The organism is Gloeothece verrucosa PCC 7822 (assembly GCF_000147335.1).
GTDB classification, from domain to species: domain Bacteria; phylum Cyanobacteriota; class Cyanobacteriia; order Cyanobacteriales; family Microcystaceae; genus Gloeothece; species Gloeothece verrucosa.
Map to the genome: position 1 here is coordinate 219,777 of NC_014533.1, position 19,550 is coordinate 239,326.

At 38.1% G+C, this 19,550-nt stretch carries 15 protein-coding genes; 8 read left to right on the forward strand and 7 right to left on the reverse strand.

Going from position 1 to position 19,550, the window contains the following annotated elements; translation table 11 throughout:
• Positions 1–216 precede the first annotated feature (216 nt).
• Positions 217–1,965 carry a multicopper oxidase family protein gene (locus tag CYAN7822_RS28150; RefSeq protein ID WP_013334370.1) on the forward strand — a complete coding sequence of 583 codons (1,749 nt, stop codon included), beginning with the start codon at positions 217–219 and terminating at the stop codon, positions 1,963–1,965.
• Between the two features lie 467 nt (positions 1,966–2,432).
• On the opposite strand, the gene CYAN7822_RS28155 is transcribed toward CYAN7822_RS28150, so the two are convergent.
• Entirely contained in the window at positions 2,433–3,521 is a 1,089-nt protein-coding gene (locus CYAN7822_RS28155; RefSeq protein WP_013334371.1) for an LLM class flavin-dependent oxidoreductase, read from the reverse strand.
• A 155-nt stretch (positions 3,522–3,676) separates the two neighbouring features.
• On the opposite strand from CYAN7822_RS28155, the gene CYAN7822_RS28160 reads away from it, so the two are divergent.
• From CYAN7822_RS28160 to CYAN7822_RS28190, 7 genes are all read left to right on the forward strand, one after another.
• The gene (locus tag CYAN7822_RS28160) at positions 3,677–4,519 is read left to right on the forward strand and encodes a phosphate ABC transporter substrate-binding protein (protein ID WP_013334372.1); all 843 of its coding nucleotides are present in this window, start codon (positions 3,677–3,679) and stop codon (positions 4,517–4,519) included.
• Positions 4,520–4,529: 10 nt separating this feature from the next.
• Complete coding sequence (gene pstC / locus CYAN7822_RS28165; protein WP_013334373.1) at positions 4,530–5,342, forward strand: phosphate ABC transporter permease subunit PstC; 813 nt, start codon at positions 4,530–4,532, stop codon at positions 5,340–5,342.
• A 39-nt stretch (positions 5,343–5,381) separates the two neighbouring features.
• On the forward strand, positions 5,382–6,317 hold the full coding sequence (pstA, locus tag CYAN7822_RS28170) for a phosphate ABC transporter permease PstA (RefSeq protein WP_013334374.1): 936 nt from the start codon (positions 5,382–5,384) through the stop codon (positions 6,315–6,317).
• A gap of 54 nt (positions 6,318–6,371) precedes the next feature.
• On the forward strand, positions 6,372–7,190 hold the full coding sequence (locus CYAN7822_RS28175) for a phosphate ABC transporter ATP-binding protein (RefSeq protein ID WP_013334375.1): 819 nt from the start codon (positions 6,372–6,374) through the stop codon (positions 7,188–7,190).
• A 106-nt stretch (positions 7,191–7,296) separates the two neighbouring features.
• A complete protein-coding gene (locus tag CYAN7822_RS28180; protein WP_013334376.1) occupies positions 7,297–7,665 on the forward strand; it encodes a hypothetical protein in 369 nt (122 codons plus the stop codon).
• Between the two features lie 1,133 nt (positions 7,666–8,798).
• Complete coding sequence (locus tag CYAN7822_RS28185) at positions 8,799–9,161, forward strand: hypothetical protein (protein ID WP_013334377.1); 363 nt, start codon at positions 8,799–8,801, stop codon at positions 9,159–9,161.
• 285 nt (positions 9,162–9,446) lie between these two features.
• Positions 9,447–10,148, forward strand: coding sequence for a 2,3-bisphosphoglycerate-dependent phosphoglycerate mutase (locus tag CYAN7822_RS28190; RefSeq protein ID WP_013334378.1), 702 nt, complete (start codon positions 9,447–9,449; stop codon positions 10,146–10,148).
• Between the two features lie 1,310 nt (positions 10,149–11,458).
• Here CYAN7822_RS28190 and CYAN7822_RS28200 read toward each other — a convergent pair.
• The 6 genes from CYAN7822_RS28200 to CYAN7822_RS28225 all read right to left on the reverse strand — a co-directional run bounded on the left by CYAN7822_RS28200 (position 11,459) and on the right by CYAN7822_RS28225 (position 19,451).
• Entirely contained in the window at positions 11,459–13,909 is a 2,451-nt protein-coding gene (locus CYAN7822_RS28200) for a response regulator (protein ID WP_013334380.1), read from the reverse strand.
• Positions 13,910–14,168: 259 nt separating this feature from the next.
• On the reverse strand, positions 14,169–14,624 hold the full coding sequence (locus CYAN7822_RS28205) for a response regulator (RefSeq protein WP_013334381.1): 456 nt from the start codon (positions 14,622–14,624) through the stop codon (positions 14,169–14,171).
• Positions 14,625–14,630: 6 nt separating this feature from the next.
• The gene (locus CYAN7822_RS28210; RefSeq protein WP_013334382.1) at positions 14,631–16,136 is read right to left on the reverse strand and encodes a sensor histidine kinase; all 1,506 of its coding nucleotides are present in this window, start codon (positions 16,134–16,136) and stop codon (positions 14,631–14,633) included.
• 14 nt (positions 16,137–16,150) lie between these two features.
• Positions 16,151–18,064: a sensor histidine kinase gene (locus CYAN7822_RS28215; protein WP_013334383.1), complete on the reverse strand. Its 1,914-nt coding sequence runs from the start codon at positions 18,062–18,064 to the stop codon at positions 16,151–16,153.
• A 41-nt stretch (positions 18,065–18,105) separates the two neighbouring features.
• The gene (locus tag CYAN7822_RS28220) at positions 18,106–18,381 is read right to left on the reverse strand and encodes a hypothetical protein (RefSeq protein WP_013334384.1); all 276 of its coding nucleotides are present in this window, start codon (positions 18,379–18,381) and stop codon (positions 18,106–18,108) included.
• A gap of 614 nt (positions 18,382–18,995) precedes the next feature.
• Positions 18,996–19,451, reverse strand: coding sequence for a cupin domain-containing protein (locus tag CYAN7822_RS28225; RefSeq protein ID WP_013334385.1), 456 nt, complete (start codon positions 19,449–19,451; stop codon positions 18,996–18,998).
• Between the last annotated feature and the right edge of the window lie 99 nt (positions 19,452–19,550).

Here is a 19,550-nt window from a genome sequence, read left to right on the forward strand (position 1 = left end):
CTGTTATTAACCGAGATTAGGGGGCAGCAAATAGGTAGAATTTCCCAATAAAAAATATTACTTTGAGCATCGATTATTATTAAGTTATTTAACTCTTACAAACTAATCTTTAAGTTTTATTGTTATTTTTTCAATCTAGTTGCTTTGAACTATGACATATTGTAAAACTACAAGTATGACAGATTGTCAAATTTAAAAATTTTGGAGTTAAGTTATATGAATATCTCAAGACGAGATGCTTTCAAGTGGGGATTGGGAGCTAGTGGTATGCTCATGTTACCTTGGACATTTCCTGAAAAAGCATTAGCTCAGACTGCGCCACCAGACGACAACGACACCACTACAACTTTTACACCTTTTCAAGTTGCCTTGCCGATTTCTCCTGTTTTGTCCCCTGTCCAAAGAACCAGCACAACAGATTATTACTATATCGTCTTGCAAAAAACTCAAATGCCGATTCAAGGTTTGGCGGCAACAGGGGTACCAACTAATGTTTGGAGTTATACAGGAATAACTAACAGAGGACTTTTACCTGCTGTTATCCCTGGCCCAACCATTCGACAACAAATTGGCAGACAATCAGTAGTCCGATTTGTTAATTGCTTGGGGAATCTGGCAGAAAATGATATTCCCACTACTGACAAGCAAAAATGGCCTATAGGAGAACCTATTAATGCCGTCATTCATTTGCATGGTATGGCTTCATTGCCGCAATATGATGGTTATACAGTGGACTATATTCAGCCTTATTATTACAAAGATTATCACTATCCCAATGATCGCCCGGCAACCTTTTGGTATCATGACCATGCCTTAGATAGAACCCGCCGCAATGTAGCAATGGGGATGGCGGGGATATATGTTGTCTACGATCAGTTTGAACTGGACAATTTACCCAGTGGGAATTACGATATCCCCTTAGTATTTCAGAGTTACCCAGATCCGGCGGGGGCCACTGCCTATAATGGATATACTCTGGTTAATGGTGTTTACCAAGCTCGACTACAAGTCAAACCGAGAAAGTATCGCTTCCGTCTTTTAAACGCGACAGCAACTCAAACTCTGTATTTAAGTCTTTTACAGACTGATGCTACGAGTCGTGCCTATCCAGGGCCTGTTATAACCGTGATTGGAACCGATGGCGGACTGGTGGAAAAACCTGTCACTACTACAGAGCTACGCATCGGCATGGGAGAGCGCTATGAAATTCTTATCGATTTTTCGCAATACTACTTAGCAGATGCGACCAATAATTTTGTCTTTTTAATAACCAATAATCAAGATGCCAGTAATGGTGATGGAGGTTCAACAACACCGCTTTTACTTTTTGAAATCACCACGCCTGATAATGAAGATCAGCTTGTTATCCCTAATACCCTGCGACCTTTTAAAGCGCTTCCCACATCGGGAGTTAGACGAGTCAGACAATTTGTCTTTGATTTTACTCCCAAGGCGGATGTTCCCCCGGTGAGCGACCCTAATGCTTCTACTGAGCAATGTATTCCTAACCAGACACAAATAGCCACTATTAATGGTAAACGTTGGGATACTCAGCGAGTGGATGCCGATCCGGGTTTAGGAGATATTGAAATCTGGTCTTTGGTCAATAAAACAGCATTGATTCACCCAATACATATTCATTTACTCGATTTTCAAATGCTTTCACGCAATGGACAGCCGCCGCTTCCTTATGAGCAAAATTGGAAAGATATTTTTCTCTTAGGGCCCTATGATGAAATAGAAATTATTGGTCAATTAGGGCCTAATCGCGGCAAATACATGATGCACTGCCATAATTTGCTACATGAAGATTGCGCGATGATGACTCAGTTTGAGGTGGGACAAGGCGGGCCAGATCCCTGTAGTGCCCCCGCGCAGCCATTAACGCCTGAAGATTGCCGAAATTTGGGAATTGAAGACTTATGTCCAAAATCAGTTCATACCGAAATTTTAGAAGGCAGTTGATCGAATTAACTCAGTAGCTGGACATCGATCAAACGCGCCACGCCACTGAGTGATCACGCTCCTAAAACAAGGTTTGGCGGCTAAAATCTTTTACTGTTCCCGGCTTGCACTAAGCTTGCCAAAGTGTTCCCTATCCCTTTTTTATACAGATACAAAAGTTACGCACTCCTGATGAAAAATAACAATTTTATGTCATCCTGAGCCTTTTTATGCCATCTTTATGTCATCCTAAGCCTTTTTATGCCATCTTTATGTCATCCTGAGCCTTTTTATGCCATCTTTATGTCATCCTGAGCCTTGCGAAGGATCTCGAACCATCTCAAACCCGTGTGATTTGGTTATGGTGCGTAAGTCCTAAGATCTAGCAACCGCCAAGGTGTTAGGACAGCTTTAAAGGATTAAACCAACAGAATGCAAAGTTTTCTCTGTTCCCTGTTGCCTACTCCTTATTGCCTTTTGCTATAACTTTACTGTTGTTCAGCTACTTTTTTTTCCATTTCTCTAACTAAAGGTAAAATCTCTTGACCAAAATAAGTCATCGCATCAATTTTCGGCCATCCTGAAAAAATAAATTGAGAGCAACCTATCTGTTTATAGTGTAAAAGTGCCGAGGCAATTTCTACAGGCGTTCCCACTAACGCCACCGCAGAAGCTCCAAAATAAGGAACGGCTCCTCTCCATAACCAAGGTGTAATCCAATCAGAATCAACAGCTTTTGCTTGTTCTAAAGTAGTTTTTATTGATTGAGAATCTACACTTTGATTATAAAGTTTTTCTACCCATTCTTTATTAGATTCATAACTAGGATTGATTAATGAATAAGCCGCTTCAAGCGCTTCTTTTCGAGTGGGTCTAGCAATAATAGCAGTCCGCAGACAAACTTCGCCGCCGCCAGTTAATATGGGTTGAATTTCCGTCTCTATTTTTTCAGGAGCATCAATAAAACGAAGCCAGCACACCCGATGACGCATAGCTAATTCTTGCGCTTGTAATGAACCGCCGCCGATATAAATTTCCGGAGATGAACTATGCTCAGAAATAAAAGGAGTAACCACTTTTGCGCCTTTTACCTGATAATATTGTCCTTGAAAATTTACGCCGTCTTGGTTACGCCAAAGCTCTTGACAAATTCCTACAAATTCACTAGCTCGATCATATCTTTGGTCATGAGAAAGAAAATCGCCATAATAGCCCTGTTCTTCCTGAGAATAACCAGCGATAATATTTAAACTAACCCGACCATTAGTTAAACTAGCCAGCGTATTAATTTGTTGTACAAACAAAGTTGGTGAAATCAGTCCTGGTCGATAGGCAATAATAAACTTAGTTTTTTGGGTAACCATGCCCAGTGCTGTGGCTAAGACAATGGGGTCTGGTCTATAATAACCAAATGCTGTTAAAAGGGAATCAATGCCCATCTCATCAGCACGACGACAGAACTCTAGCTTCGTTTCAAGGTCCGGCAAGCTTTGCATTTCGGGGGTTCCAATTAATATATTGGACTCTCCTGCTCTTTCACCTCCTAGAGGTAACATCCAATGAAATCTTAATATCATTGTACGTTGACAGATTTTTTATACAAAGATTATCTTAATTAAAAAGCTTTTCGGCTCAATTCTCAAAAAATTTTAGTTTTATTAATATTTCTTTATCGAGAAATGTGACATTATAGCCGATAATCGAAAACAACTATTTTAAGCAAAAAGAGGTTATGGTACTTAGGGGTTCTTTGTGGATCACCATCAGCCTAGTTACAGGCTTATATTTGTCTAGTTGCAGTAAACCTGCTCAAGAGGAGACGCAACAGCAAAAATTAACCATTACAGGAGCTAGTACCATCGCTCCTTTAGTATCAGTGTTAGGGAAAAAATTTGAAGAAAAGCACCCCGGAACTCGCATTGATGTTCATACTGGCGGCTCGGCTAGAGGACTAGCGGATGCTAATCAAGGATTAGCCGATATAGGCATGGTTTCGGAAGCTTTAACAGAGGAAGAAAAAAAAGGATTAAAAGTCTTTTTAATAGGATTAGATGGCGTTAGCATCATTGTTAATAAAGCTAATCCCATTAAAAGTATGACAAGCGAACAAGTTAAATCGATTTATACCGGAAAAATTAATAATTGGAAAGAATTAGGCGGACCCGAAGCCCCTATTACCAAAATTCATAAAGCTGAAGGACGCTCTACCTTAAAATTATTTCTTAACTATTTTAAACTTGACAATAAATTTATTAAAGCAGATACAGTCATTGGAGATGATCAACAAGGAATCAAAGTGGTAGCGGGAAACCCTAACGCCATTGGTTATGTTTCTATCGGTTCGGCAGAATACGAAATGAGTCAAGGTGTACCCGTTAAACTCTTAGCCTTAGATGGTGTGGAAGCCACCACTGCCAATGTTGCTAATGGCAAATTTCCTTTGATGCGGGAACTTAACTTAGTGGTTAAAAATTCCCCGGGAAAATTAACGCAGCAATTTGTCGATTTTGCCCAAAATAAGGATAATTATGAGATCATCACTCAAGAACACTTTGTTCCCCCAACAAAACATTGATTTGCTAGTCATGTACCTCCTACGTATCATAGCCGCTTTTGTGGGCGTGATCGTGGTTTTCATCCTGGTTTTTTTGATGATGGAATCAATGCCAGTATTAAATCAAGTGGGTTTATTGGCTTTTTTAACTAATGATTCTTGGAATCCAGGAGATAAGCTTTATAATCTTACTCCTATGCTAGTCAGTACCGTTTTTGTGGTGGCGGGTGCTGTTGTTGTGGCAACGCCGCTAGGAATTCTCTCAGCCTTATTTTGTCATTATTATGCACCTGAAAAAATTGCCCATTTCTATCGACGGCTCATGGAATTATTAGCGGGAGTGCCCGGCGTTGTTTATGGTTTTTGGGGGTTAATGGTGCTAATTCCTCTCATTAACCGTTGGCATCCACCCGGCAGTAGTTTATTAGCCGGCATTTTAATGTTAACTCTTTTGATTATGCCAACCATTGCCCTCATTGCCGATGCAAGTTTTGCCGGCATTGCTGATGAGTATCTACATGGGGCTATATCTTTGGGGCTAACACGCTCAGGAACAATTTTCAGTTTAATTTTACCCATTGCCCGCTCAGAACTGTTAATGGGTATTATATTAGCAACAGGACGGGCTTTAGGAGAAACAATGATTGTTTTAATGGTGTGCGGCAATATTGTTCAAATTCCTGACAGCCTCTTTGCACCAATTAGAACTTTACCTGCTAATATTGCTTTAGAAATGGATTTTGCTCTAGGAAATCACCGTTCTGCTTTGTTTGTCAGTGGGTTATTATTAATGGCTATTAGTTTGGTTTTAGTGTTACTGGCAGAAGCCATTAAAGATAATTAACCTACCTATATATATTTAAAATTTAAAAATTTTTAACCAATGTCTAAAAAAACTGCCAATTCATCAGAAAATTTAGCTTTAAAAAATCCCTTTGAACTGGGGTATACTTTTTTTCTCAAAAACCCTGTCAATCAAAAAATTGTCTATGGAGATATCTTACTAGCTATCGTTGTTTGGACAGTAGCCATTTCTGTGACGGCTATTTTTTTGTGTATCTGTGCAGACCTGGTTATACATGGACTGAGCAAATTATCTTGGCAATTCTTGCTGAGTGAACCAGAAAATGCCGGACGAGAAGGCGGTATTGCTTCAATTTTAGTCTCAACGCTCATGCTTTTAATAATTTGCTTGGCGGTGGCAGTGCCTTTGAGTTTAGGTACAGCGATCTTACTAGCCGAATATACAAGCAAAAATCATTGGTTTGGACGATGGTTAAGAATTAGTTTAGATATGTTAGCCAGCGTTCCCTCCATTGTTTTTGGCTTATTTGGCAATGCAGTTTTTTGTATTATTTTGGGAATGGGTTTTTCTATTCTTTCAGGTGGGTTAACCTTGGCTTGTATGATTTTACCGATGTTAATTCGTTCTATGGAAGAAGGGTTAAGGATGGTTCCCGATGAGTATCGTTTAGGGGCTGCCTCTCTGGGAATTTCTCGAATTAGCACTCTGATTAATTTATTATTGCCGGCTGCCGTTCCCAGTTTAATTGCTGGCTTAATATTAGGCATTGGCCGAGCAAGTGCCGAAACAGCCGCACTCATTTACACCAGTGGGTATGTAGACCGAATGCCCCAATCTTGGTTAGATTCTGGTCGCGCTTTGTCATTACATATCTATGACTTATCTATGAATGTGTCCGGTGGAGACAGTAATGCTTATGCTTCAGCCTTAGTGTTAATGATGCTGTTAATTGTTATTGATAGTTTAGCCAGTTGGATAGGCAGACAATGGCTTAATAGAAGGTTACAATATTGATATTATTAACTTAATTAATCACTTTTTTAATTGTTTCGATAGTTTACAAATTAAATGTTGCCATCAAAAACAAAATTCAAAACTTCTGCGGCTAACGCTCAATTATCCCAGTATTATCTTTTGACTGATCAGTTAAGTTTGCACTATGGCTCAAAGCCAGCTTTTAAAAATGTCACTCTAACTATTCCTCGCGGCTGTATTACTGCGCTCATTGGTCCGTCTGGTTGTGGAAAAACCAGTTTCCTTTGCTGTCTCAATCGTTTAACTGATTTAATTCCCAATTGCAGCATATCTGGGCAAATTTTTCTAGAAAACTTAAATATTCTTCACCCTCAAACTGATACAACTGCTCTCCGTCGCCGAGTGGGAATGCTTTTTCAAAAACCTAATCCTTTTCCTTTATCAATTTGGAAAAATATTGTTTTTCCTCTGCGAGAGCATGGTTATCATGACCGTGAGGAAATTGAACAAATTGTTGAAGAAGTTTTGAAAGATGTAGGCCTATGGAACGAAGTTAAAGATCGCCTAAAATCTTCAGCCCTTCGTCTTTCAGGCGGACAAAAACAGAGGCTTTGTTTGGCTAGGACTTTAGCTTTAAAACCCGAGATTCTGCTCATGGATGAACCTTGTAGCGCTCTAGACCCCATTTCTAGTGCCATTGTAGAGGATTTAATCGCCAGTTTGCGCGGAAAATACACTATTTTAATTGTTACTCACAATCTCGCCCAAGCACGACGTATAGCTGATTATGTAGCTTTATTTTGGTGTGAAGAGGGCACGGGGAAATTGATCGAGGCGGGTTCTGTCGAAGAAATTTTTGAGAATCCTCAACAACCGATTACAGCCGCTTATATAAGTGGAAATCGAGGATAAATAATTTAAATTTCTTGAAAAACTAATTCTATTGCTTATGGCAAAAAATGTGTCCAGCTACTTAATAATGAGTTAAAATTTTTCTAGTAGAGTTGTGATAAATATCATGCTACAATTTCCTTGGAAAAAAGTTATTTGGATGACCTTTGGTGTACTCCTAGTGCAATTAATTTTTGCTAGTGTTAGTTATGCTTTACCTAGTGATTTATACTCTATTCCTCCAGAAGCACTCCCTCCTGAGTATAGACAAGAATTAGCCGCTCCAAAAGCCCCTGCTATTCAATTAGCTAAACCTCAATTAGCCAGAAATCTTCCGGCTCCAGCAGAACAATTAGATAGGTCACAAATAAAGTCAAAAAGTTTAATAAGATCTTTCCTTGAAGATCATAATAATACCGATAATGCTGATCAAAAATATGATATGAAGGCTATAAACCGATTCAATGATCAGCTATACGGTACCGTTAATAATTAGCTTAATAATTAAAGATTCTATCTTTTCCTACCCTAAAAATCCCTAACAACTTTAAGGAAAAGAATTGTTTTTTTAATTCCTGGCTAAATAACGGCTTAAAATAGAGTTTTAACCGTCATAAGTACCTGGACATAAATAAAGAAAGCTATGTGTTTTAAAAAATTAAAACTCTCTGTACCTTTCCTGTTCGCTGTTCCCTACTCACACAGTTGACTTTAAAGGTGTTTAGGTACTTATCAAATGGGTATAAACTTTAATGATTTATTTTGATCAGCCTGCAACCATTTTAAAGATCGGCTTTCCTCTTGACTATTATTAAGAAATATAACAATTTTCCGAGTATACACCTACTCCCTAGGGGCTAAAATCTTTCAGACAATGCAGTGTCTTGCCTCACCTGTAGTTTTTCTAGTTCGTTTGAAGTCTTGGTCTTTTGAAACTAACAACATATAATAGAGATACTTACGCTTACTATCGATGTAGCATAAGTAATTAGCTTGTTTTCTTTTTGCTCCCCGCTTTGGCGGGGATAGTTTTTAATTTATGCCGAAAGGTCAGGCAGCTACAGCTATCGATAACAGGTTACTAAGGTGTTATAAGCCAAGAAACTAAGCATTTGAGTGAATGTACGAGCCTAGAAGAACTTACCTCAATAGCAGGAGAGTAAATTATTACAGTTGATGTTTGGGGTACAAAAAAACCAGCATTTTTGACAATCGCTGCCTAGGGAGACAAATTTATCATTCAAACGCTTAGGTTTCAAAAGAGGATGATAGCTAAATTTAAGAGATTATGAAACCTTAAAACTTTTTACAATTTATCTTTAGCCTTATTATTGATCAATTTTATTGAAAAACCGTTAAAAAATCAAATTTTCTTAATTTTTATAAAAAAAATTTTATAATTTGTTTCAAAACTCTAAGTATCTGGACAAAAGTTAGGCTTTATTTATGTCCAGGCACTTAGCCATAAAACTTTACAATTTTTTCACTTTATGTCGTCGCTTGCCTTTTTGGTGCAGACAAAGCGAAAAGCCACACTTTTGACTCAAAAAATAAGTTTTTTGACAATAAATTTGAAAAAGATATATAATTATGTAGCCTAACCTTATAATACTTAGCTTATCTAAATTAATGAAAATAATTCGTTGTTTTTCTCAAGCTACGGCCATGTTCGTTTTTTTAACACTCACAATGATTTTAGGTTTAAACGCCAATTTAAAAGTAGAGGCTCATAGTGTTTGCGGCCTAAAGAAAGAAACAGCCGCTTTTAAAACTAAAAGTTATCTCGTGACAATTTGCCCCGGTGAAGCAAGCTTTCAATTAATTTTGACCTATCATGACGGAACAGGGTACAAACGTATTCCAGTCCAGCAAGAAGGTAGAAGATTTCGAGGTTCTGATGGAAAAAATAATTATATTATTGATAGGCAAGTATTTGTTATCGGTACAGATGGGAAACAACCCATAAGAGAAGTAGTCCTTGAATCAAGGTAAGGAACAAAAACCGGCAAGGAACTACAGTAAATAAGTTAAAAAGGCTTTTGCTTCCTTGCTGCAATAAAAAAAGCTGATAAATTAGACCTATTGCATAAATCGAATGTCAGTATCTCCGGCTTGTGGTGATAAAAAAAGCTTATGATTCGTAGGGTTGGTTAGGTGCGGGAATGATATGCTATATAATATTTAAAAGTAACTTTTAAAATAAAAATATTATTTTCCCTAGCCATAAAAAATCTACACAAATTTTAATTAATATGTTAATCTTTGAGGTTTGATAAAATGGCTAAACTAATTTTATTAAGACATGGGCAAAGCCTTTGGAACGCTGCCAACAAGTTTACCGGTTGGGTAGACATTCCTTTAAGCGAACAAGGACGGGCCGAGGCAATGATCGCTTCTTGCAAACTTAGGGCACATAACTATCGTATTGATATGTGCTTCACGAGTATGCTATTTAGAGCGATGGAAACTGCGGTTATTTGTTTAACTGAGTGTGATGAAATTTGTGGCAATAAAATTCCTATATTTAAACATGATGCAACGGACCCTAATTGGCACGGTTGGGACAAGTATGAAGGCAATGGTGAAGACGAATTACCTATTTTTCCAACTGTGGCTTTAGATGAACGTTATTATGGAGACTTACAAGGATTAAACAAACAAGAAACAGCCGAAAAATATGGTAAATATCAAGTGCAAGAATGGCGGCGTTCCTTTAATGTACGTCCACCTGGCGGCGAAAGTTTAGAGGATACCCTTAAGCGTACCTTACCCTTTTTTCAAGAACATATTCTTAAACAGGTTACACAAGGAAACAATGTTTTAATTGCCGCTCATGGTAACTCTTTGCGTTCCATCATTATGAGTTTAGAAAATATTCCTGAGCAAGAAATTCCTCATCTTGAGTTAGCTACTGGTGTTCCCATCGTTTATGATATTGATGTCACCGGCAAAATGACCCGTAAACTCATTTTAAACTAACTATACAACCCCACTAACTACCTGGACATCAATAAATTTCTCTGTATTAAGAAATGTAAAATGCCAACTCTTACCCATAGGAGTTACGCACTCCCAATTAAAAACAATGATTTTATGTCATCCGCCGTCAGCCCTGAACCTTTAGCCCTGAGAGATAGCGAAGGGGACAGCGAAGGGGGTAGCGAAGGATCGCGGACAATCTCAAACCCTAATGATTTCGTGGAGAGTGCGTAAGTCTTATCTAAGCGCTTAAGCTTCCATAGCAACGTCTCTTAAAAGGCGGGATCTGCTTAATGTTAAAAAAAATCTTAGTTTTTCAAATTTGCCCTAGATTTAAGCCGCATAATTTATAATTGTTAAAAAAAATAGGAAACTAAAAATAATGGAGAATACCATAATTCTAGATAGAATATTAGGGAGTTTAGCAATAATAATTTTAATAGGAGGACTGGTAATGCTATTAAATGGCGTTTTAAAAATGGGCGGTAAATAATTAAGCTTCTGCCGTACTTTTCTAATTTGAGCTAAATTATTCGGTTTCAAGAGTTGACTTATGCGGTAAATAAAACCCGAAAAAAAATTATTCTGCCGCAAAAAAAATGATTGAACCGATAATTATTTTTTCTCATTTACATTTTTAATTTGAGCTAAATTACTCGGTATTACTCGGTTTCAAGAGTTGACTCACGCAGCAAATAAAACCAAAAAAAAATTATTCTGTCGCAAAAAAAAATGATTGAACCGATAATTCATTTTTATTATTAAAAACTAGCTAATCTTTGTAATTTGAGCTAAATTATTCGGTTTTAAGAGTTGACTCACGCGACAAATAAACTCCCAAAAAAAATTATTCTGCCGCAAAAAAAATGATTGAACCGATAATTGGTTTTTCTCATCTACAAGCGGCTTATCTTTTTAATTCAAACTAAATTACTCGGCTTCAAGAGTTGACTCACGCAGCAAATAAAAGCTGAAAAAAAATTATTCTGTCGAAAAAAAAATGATTGAGCCAATAATTTATTTTTAGAATTTAAACGCGTCTTATCTTTTTAATTCAAGCTAAATTACTCGGCTTCAAGAGTTGACTCACGCAGCAAATAAACTCCAAAAAAAAATTATTCTGCCGCAAAAAAAATGATTGAACCGATAATTGGTTTTTCTCATCTAAGTACCTGGACATAAATAAAGCTTTCTGTATTAAGAAATGTAAAACTCTCCTAACTCTTACCCATTGCCCTTTCCCCGCAACCCCATTGCCCAATCTCACAGTTAACTTTAATTTTGTCCACCTACTTAATATCAATTCACTTTTAAGAAAGCAGATTGTGAAAGAAATTTGATTTACTGCTAAGATTCACAACCACTTCAATCAAATAATTGGGATCAATAGGTTTTGCAATATAACATTGAAACCCTGCTTCAGTTGCTATTTTTTGGTCTTCTTCTTTAGCAAAGGCAGTCAGAGCGATGGCAGGTATATAACACTTAGGTGCAGGTTGAAAAGATCGAATTCGGCGGATCAAAGAATAACCATCCTCGTCCGGCATACCAATATCACTAATTAAAATATTTATATCTAATTGAGAAATAATATTAAAAGCTTCTGTAGCCGATGCCGCTAAAGTTACCTGAGCCTGCTGTTGCTCTAAAATAAAAGCAATCAACTCTCGGTTATCAAAATCATCATCCACGACTAAAATTTTTAGCCCAACCAATTGGGGAAATCCTTCAAAATTGATGGCTGAATTCTCCCCAGAGGTTACACAACAGGAGTCTTGAGTGGGCAATTGTACAATAAAAGTAGCACCTTTACCAACACCTGGACTAGCCGCATAAACACTACCCCCATGCAATTCTACCAAGTGACGGACAATTGCCAAACCCAATCCCAAGCCGCTTTGTGAACGGGTTTTTGAGGGATCAGCTTGACGAAATCGCTCGAAAATAAACGGCAAAAACTCAGGGGAAATGCCTTGTCCGGTATCAGCCACCGTAATTTTAGCTAGAGAACCCTCTTGAGAAAGTTGAACATTAATTTTCCCTCCTGTAGAAGTAAACTTAATCGCATTAGAGAGCAAATTACCAACAATTTGTTCTAAACGATAAGCATCTCCGAACACCGGTTTTGTAGAGGTATCAAGATTTGATGAAATTTCAATAGCTTTAGCTTTAATGTTCGGTCTTAGTGTGTCTATTACCGTATCAATTAGGGGAATTAAATAAACCGGTTCCCGCGAAATATGTAATCGGTTTTGAATAATACGAGAAATGTCCAACAAGTCTTCAATTAATTTTTTTTGAAGTAAAGCATTGCGCTCAATAATAGTAATCGCTTGATTAACCATTGTGTCTTCAAACTCTCGCTTATGTAATAGTTGTGACCATCCCAACATTGCATTAAGAGGATTCCTAAGTTCATGAGAAACAATGGCTAAAAATTCGTCTTTAATTTGATTAGCTTGTTGAGCTTGTTGGTATAAGTAAGCATTATCTAAAGCAATGGCGGCGCGTCGTGCCAATTCTTGAGCGAGAGCAAGATCTGTATGATCGTAAGTGCGACTGGTCTTAGTGGAAATTAACGTAATTGTCCCAAAATTGCGGTCATGAACTATCATTGGTACTGCCATCGAGGCTTGAATCCCAAGCTTTTGAAGGATAGTAAGATGGCGTGCATCCTGAGCTATTTCTTGCCAAACTGAACTAGAAACATAATGTTTTAACTCGGATTGATTAATGTTTAATAGCTTTACCGCACCGTAATCAGCAGACAAAGGGTAATTTTGTCTAAGTTCAAGCATCAAAGCACTAAGAGATGGATCTGTTGCCGCCACAATTGGCTCATCAAATACCAGTTTAGTCGGTTCAACTAGATCAATTACACAAATATCGGCTAGTGTTGGTACTACCAAATTCACTAAATTTTTTAACGTCAAATGATAGTCTAGTGAAGAAGCGAACAAGCGGCTGGCATTAGCTAAAAACTGAAACCTTTGCTTTTCGGTTTCGGCTCGTGCTTGTGCTTGTTTGCGTTCAGTAATATCCTCCATTAATCCCTCAATAATAATGTCGCTACTTTCTTGAGTAAAAGTTGTGCTAATTTTTACCCAACGTGTGCCACCATCTGCACATCTCAGTTGAATTTCTCGCTCTTGCGCTTCTCCATTTTGGGTTAACTGAGCCAACAGTTCTGTATAATGGTCGGGTTCAAAGTAAGCTTGTAGTGAGTGGGTAGAAGGAATTTCTGTGATGGACTGAAGACCCAATAATCGTAAAAAGGCCGGGTTAGCTTCCAGCAATAAACCCTTAGCCGTGAGGCGGTAGATTCCTACATTTAGGTGGTTGAGCAACGTTTGAATACGTGTCTGTAAATTTGCCGCTTTTACTTGTGCTGCTACTCGTTCTAAAGCCGCTTGAACGGCTGCCGGTAACCGAACATAATGACTCGGAGATTTAACCACATAATCATTTAGCCCGCATTTCATAGCCTCAAGTGCAGTTTCTTGTGTGGCGGTATTGGTAAACATGATCACTGGGCAAGTGGGATGATGAGCCTTAATAATTTTTAGTACATTTATTCCATTACTCCAGTGAAGTTGATAATCTGTAATAACGACATCAAATAAATAATTGCTTAAAACTTGACTAAACTGAGCCTCTGTGCCTACTTCAGTGATCTCTATTTCTGAAAAAGACTTTTTCAACTGATGAATGGCTAGGGCACGATCATCGCGGTTGTCATCAATAATGAGGACTCGCAGCATGAAGTAATGTAGGAGCTTAATAAGATAATTTAATCTATTATAAATAGTACATAAATATTTTAGATCTAACTAAAGGTAGATATGTAATATTTGTAACAGAACTTAAACTAAGTTTTGAATAGCAAATTTTTTCAGCTAAAACTCTGCTAAAAATGCCATTGTGAGGGGATAACAAAAGCTTAAATCTTTTTATGAAAAAAAATCAAAGCTTAAATCCTTTTAAAAATGGGAGAAAACCCCCGAAAAATCTCAAAACGTTTTAAATCCAACTATTTAACTCAGGCTTTTCATTATAAATTATCCAGTGAAGATTAAGGGTTTGAATAATATTAACTAACTGATCAAAATTTGGGGGTTTAACAATATAAGCATTAGCTCCCAAATCGTAAATCCGGTTTATATCAGTATACTCTCGGGATGAAGTTAAAACCACTACCGGCAGCCGCCTAATGCCAGGTTGTTGGCGAAGCCACATTAAAACTTCTGCTCCAGAACGTCGAGGCAGCTTAAGGTCTAACAAAATAAATACAGGCAACGGATAAACAGTGCGGTCTAAATAAGGAGCTTGTCCTGCAAGATATTGCACTGCCGCATCACCATCGTGAACCACTTGTATAGGAGTGGTAATATTCGCTTTACGAATAGCTCGCTGAATCAGAAAAACATCTTTAGGATTATCCTCAACCAGCAAAATCGTGCTTAAATCAGTAGTCATAGTTGCTCATATTGATAAAGCCAATTGTATCCAAAAGCGACTTCCTTGTCCAGGTTGAGATTCAACGCCAACCGCTCCTCCCATACGTTCTACACCTTTTCGCACGATGGCTAATCCAATTCCCGTCCCCGGATATTCTTCCTCACTGTGAAGCCGAGTAAAAGGTCTAAAGATTTGTTGCTGTTGCGCTAAAGGAATACCAATACCATTATCTTCTATCCACAAACGACATTGCTCTCCCTCTAGTTGTGCCCAAATTCTTACCTGGGGATGTACATTTGAGGTTGAGGATTCCTCTAGTGGCACAAATTTTACAGCATTAGCCAATAAATTTGTCAAAACTTGAATAAGAATAATAAGATTTGCTTGCACCATTGGCAGAGGCTCCTCAATGCTCACCTCGGCCTGTCGCTGTCTCATTTCAAAATCCATTTCAGTCAAGACATGGGTTAACAGCAAAGATAGGTTAACCGGTTCAAGCTCAATCTCTGTCTGCTTTAAGCGGCTATAACTTAAAAGCTCAGTAATTAAAACATCTAATTTTTGAGCATTAGCCGCAATACGTTGAATATATTCTAATTTAGTCAAATCAAAAGATTCTTTATCCTCTAACAATAATTGAGTAAACCCTTGAATAGTTCTTAAGGGAGCGCGTAAGTCATGAGAAACCGAATAAGCAAATTCCTCTAAATCTTGATTCGCTTCTTCGAGTTGGGCAGTACGTTCTATCACTCGGGCTTCTAAAGTATTATTCAGTTGCTCAAGTGCGGCCTCAGCTTGCTTACGTTGTGTGATATCTTCGAGCAGCCCATCTACAACCCTAATTCCTTCAACAGAATTGAGAGTAGTGGTTAGAAGTGCCCAAAAGAAAGTATTATCACCCCGTTGTATTTGCACTTCTCGCTCTTGTCGTTGTGGCGGCTCTAAATTGACTAATAAACGATAACATTCACGAGTATCAATTAAATACATTTCATTTGCCTGAGCTAGAGAACTTACTCCCAATAGCTCTAAAAAAGCTCGGTTAGCTTCAATCAATATACCATTTGAAATAGAGCGGAAAATGCCCACCTTCAATTGATTAAGCAACCCTTGCAAACGAATTTGTAAGAGAATAGCCCGTTGTCTTGTTTCAATTCGCTCTAAAGCCAAACTAATAGCCGTAGGAACCCGAATATAACGGCCAGGTTCTTTAATAATGTAATCATCAAGCCCAGACTTTAAGGCTTCGACGGCAATTTCTTCAGTTCCGGTATTAGTAAACATCACCACCGGACAACGGGGGTAATGCGCCTTAACCGTTCGTAGCACTTCTAACCCGTTACTCCAACCTAACTCATAGTCAGTCACAACCACATCAAAAGTATCAACATTAATAGCCTGCTCAAATGCTTGGGCATCAATCACTTCTTGCACTTGTAATCCTAAAAATACCCGTTGCAATTCACGGATAATTAAAGTGCGATCACTACGGTTATCATCAATCAAAAGAACTCGGAGAGGTTGACTCATCACTTAACTGGGTATTACAAGAGAACGGCCTTTGGCAGCGCAATCCAAAAATGGCTTCCTTGTCCCAATAGCGATTGTACACCAACTCGCCCACCCATTCGTTCTAGCCCTTTACGAACGATGGCTAAACCAATGCCCGTACCGGGGTAGCTTTCAGCACCATGCAGACGTTCAAACACTTGGAATACTCGCTCTTGATGTTCGGGTGCAATGCCTATACCGTTGTCTACAATTGATAATTTTATCCAATCCTGATTATCTTGCCGCTCTGTGGTTACAAAAATATCTATCTGCGGTTGAATATCTGGTTTAATAAATTTAAGGGCATTACTGAGCAGATTAACAATAACTTGAATAAGAGTTGAACGATGAGCCATCACTTGAGGCAGTGGCAAAGCAATCTGAATTTGAGCGTGTTTTTCCTCAATCTGAGTAGTTAATTGCTTTAGTGCTTGGTCTAGGACTTGATCTAATGCAGTGGGCTGTAAAATGATTTCAGTACGAGTCAAGCGGCTATAGGCCAGCAAATCGCTGATTAATTGATTCATTTGAGCCGCATCATCAATAATAGAGTCAATATAACTTTTACAAAAATCTTCTATTTGACTACCACAGTCTTCTAACAATGCTACAGCAAAACCTTGTATCGTTCGTAAAGGGGCCCGCAGGTCATGAGAAACTGAATAAGTAAAGGTTTCTAACTCCTGATTAATTTCTTGTAATTGGGCAGTGCGTTCAATAACTCGTTGCTCCAACTCTAAATTCAATTGCCGCAACTCTTGTTGTATTTGTTGACGTTCAGCTTCGATTTGCTTACGTTGACTGATATCTTCTACAACAGAAATAAAATATTTTGGCTCTCCATTGGCTTTTCGCACCAGTGATACAGTTAAATTAACCCAAATTAGGAAATTATTCTGATGAATATAACGCTTTTCTATAGAATAAGTTTGAATTTGATTGTTGAGCATTCGAGCCACATAATTAAGATCAATAGTTAAGTCATCAGGATAAGTAATCTCTTGAAAAGTTCGAGCAAGTAACTGTTCATTGGTATAACCTAAAATTTCACAGAGTTTCTGATTAACCCGCAGCCATTGACCCGTTAAACTGACATGAGCAATTCCAACGGCGGCTTGATTAAAAGTAGAACGAAATTGTTGTTCTTGTTCTCGGAGTTTTATTTCTGCTTGTTGATGTTCGATTAATTCTTGTTGTAAAGCGCCTGCTGATTGCTGGGCTTCTTGCGTTTTAACTTGGGCTATACGTAGGGCATTTTCATAAATTTTAGACACTTGAATAATTTGGCGACTAATAAAATAAGCCAGCACAGCCCCCACAATAAGAGCTAAACAGACGGTACTTAGAGTAATAAAATGAGTCGTTTTTTCAGCTTTTTGAGTGCGTTGATCACGTAATTTTTCTTCAGCTATGATGAACAGAGTAAGTTGTTGCCGCATCTGGTCCATCACTTGTTTTCGGCGTTGGAGATCACTTAAAGATTCAGGTTGACCTTGTTGGCGGTGAGTGATCGCTGGTAAAAGTTGTTGCTTCCATTGTTGATATAAAGCAATTAACTTAGTGACTCTTTGGACTTGATTAGGATTATCTGAAACAAAACGTTTTAAATCTTTTAATTCTGGCTCAATCAAACTCTGGGCTTGTTCATAAGGTTGTAAAAACTCTTGATTTCCTGTCAATAAATAGCCGCGAAATCCCGTTTCCATATCTAAAAGTAGCTTTTGGGAATAATTACCTTGGGATATCACTTGAGCCGAGTGAGTCACCCAACGCAGAGCCGATAATAACTCAGTAATTTGCCAAATAGAAACACCAGAAATAAAAGCTAACAAGATAATAGGTAAAATGATGGCACGAGTTAGCCTTTTCCGAAATAAGGTTTGAGAAAATTCAAGAATCAGACTCATCAGGGAACAGGGAACAGGCTAGAGGCAATTAGGCTATAAGCTTACCACTGAAGTCTTGAGGCAACAACAAAAAGCAGCACAGCCAACCCTAGAGTTTTTCGGAAATAGTTAACACCATTAAACAGTTCCAGCCACGCCCATGTAAACCAAGCCCCAAAAGCCACTGCATCTAGAGCGAGATAAATATTGCCGCTAGGAACTAAAAATTTAGCTAAAGTCGTTACTAATGCCACCAAAAAAGGTAAATTCGGTTTTTGAGCTATAACGATGTTACCTTCGTCATCTCGAAAATAAGAATCAAAAAAAGTATTTTCCATGTCCTGATCCAAAATTTATAATTATGCTAATCCTCCTCCAAAGCAGTAGACCTGCATCTTAAGAGAGAGATTCAAGATAAAGCCTTAGTATAAGTAGTCGGACACTCATTAAAGTTAACTGTGAGGTTAGGGTGACCTCCTAAGCTAAGACGCATTTAATTTTTATAACTTTATTTTTGGTACAAAGGTTCAATCCTTTCCCCTTTCCCCTTTCCCCCTTCTTTATCTGGACTAATAATTTAGATGCGTAACAGCTTAGCACAAGCGACTGTGCGTAGCGCGGAGCATCGTAGGGTGAGGGGAATGGGTGTGGGGGAATTGTAAAATGCCTGAAATCCTTACCGCTTGTTGCTTACCTCTCCATAAAAGTTTCCTCAGTTCCGGCAATTGGGACTGAGGAAGAGAATAGGGATTGATTAGTATAAACCAGCAGAATAATATTTGTTGATGCTGGGGTCTTTACGTATAAACTCTTATATTAATGTAAATAAGTTTTCAACTTTTCGCAGTGATTTAGATCATTAGTAGGTTAAGATTTTCCTCACTGACGAAAAAGAAAATAGGGAATAATTAACTGGACATCAATCAACAGAATTAACTTAATATAATCCTCTTTATTGAGGAACTGGATACTGATCAAAGCGGTGCATCAAGTCCAGTAGTTCATCAGAACTAGGTTGTCGTCCGTTTTTAGTGAGTTCAGCCAGTCCCTCAAAATACTGTTCTCGTGAATCAGCAGGGCAAAACATGATTAATAAAGTAGCTCTTGTGGTACCAGGGTTACTAAATCCATGTGGCGTATTTTCGGGGACTAACATAAGTGCCCCAGGAGCCGCCGATATTCGTTCTTGGTTGAGAATGAGTTCTACTTGCCCTTCTACAACATAAAAAATTTCTGTTAACTGTTTGTGAATGTGGGGACTTGCTCCATCGGTTCCAGGTTCCATCACAAACTCAAACAAGCCAAAATGATTTTTTGTATCTTTGCCTGTCACTTTAAAAGTACAAGTGCTGGTGCGTATCTGAACAGATGGCCCTTCGCCTGGCTGTAAAATCAGAGGGAGACACATACTAACTCCTAAAATTAAAAAGTCTTGAGAATTACTTTTATAGTATCAATTTACATCTTGCCTTTTGCTATATCGTGGATTTTTGCCGAAAGTGTAATT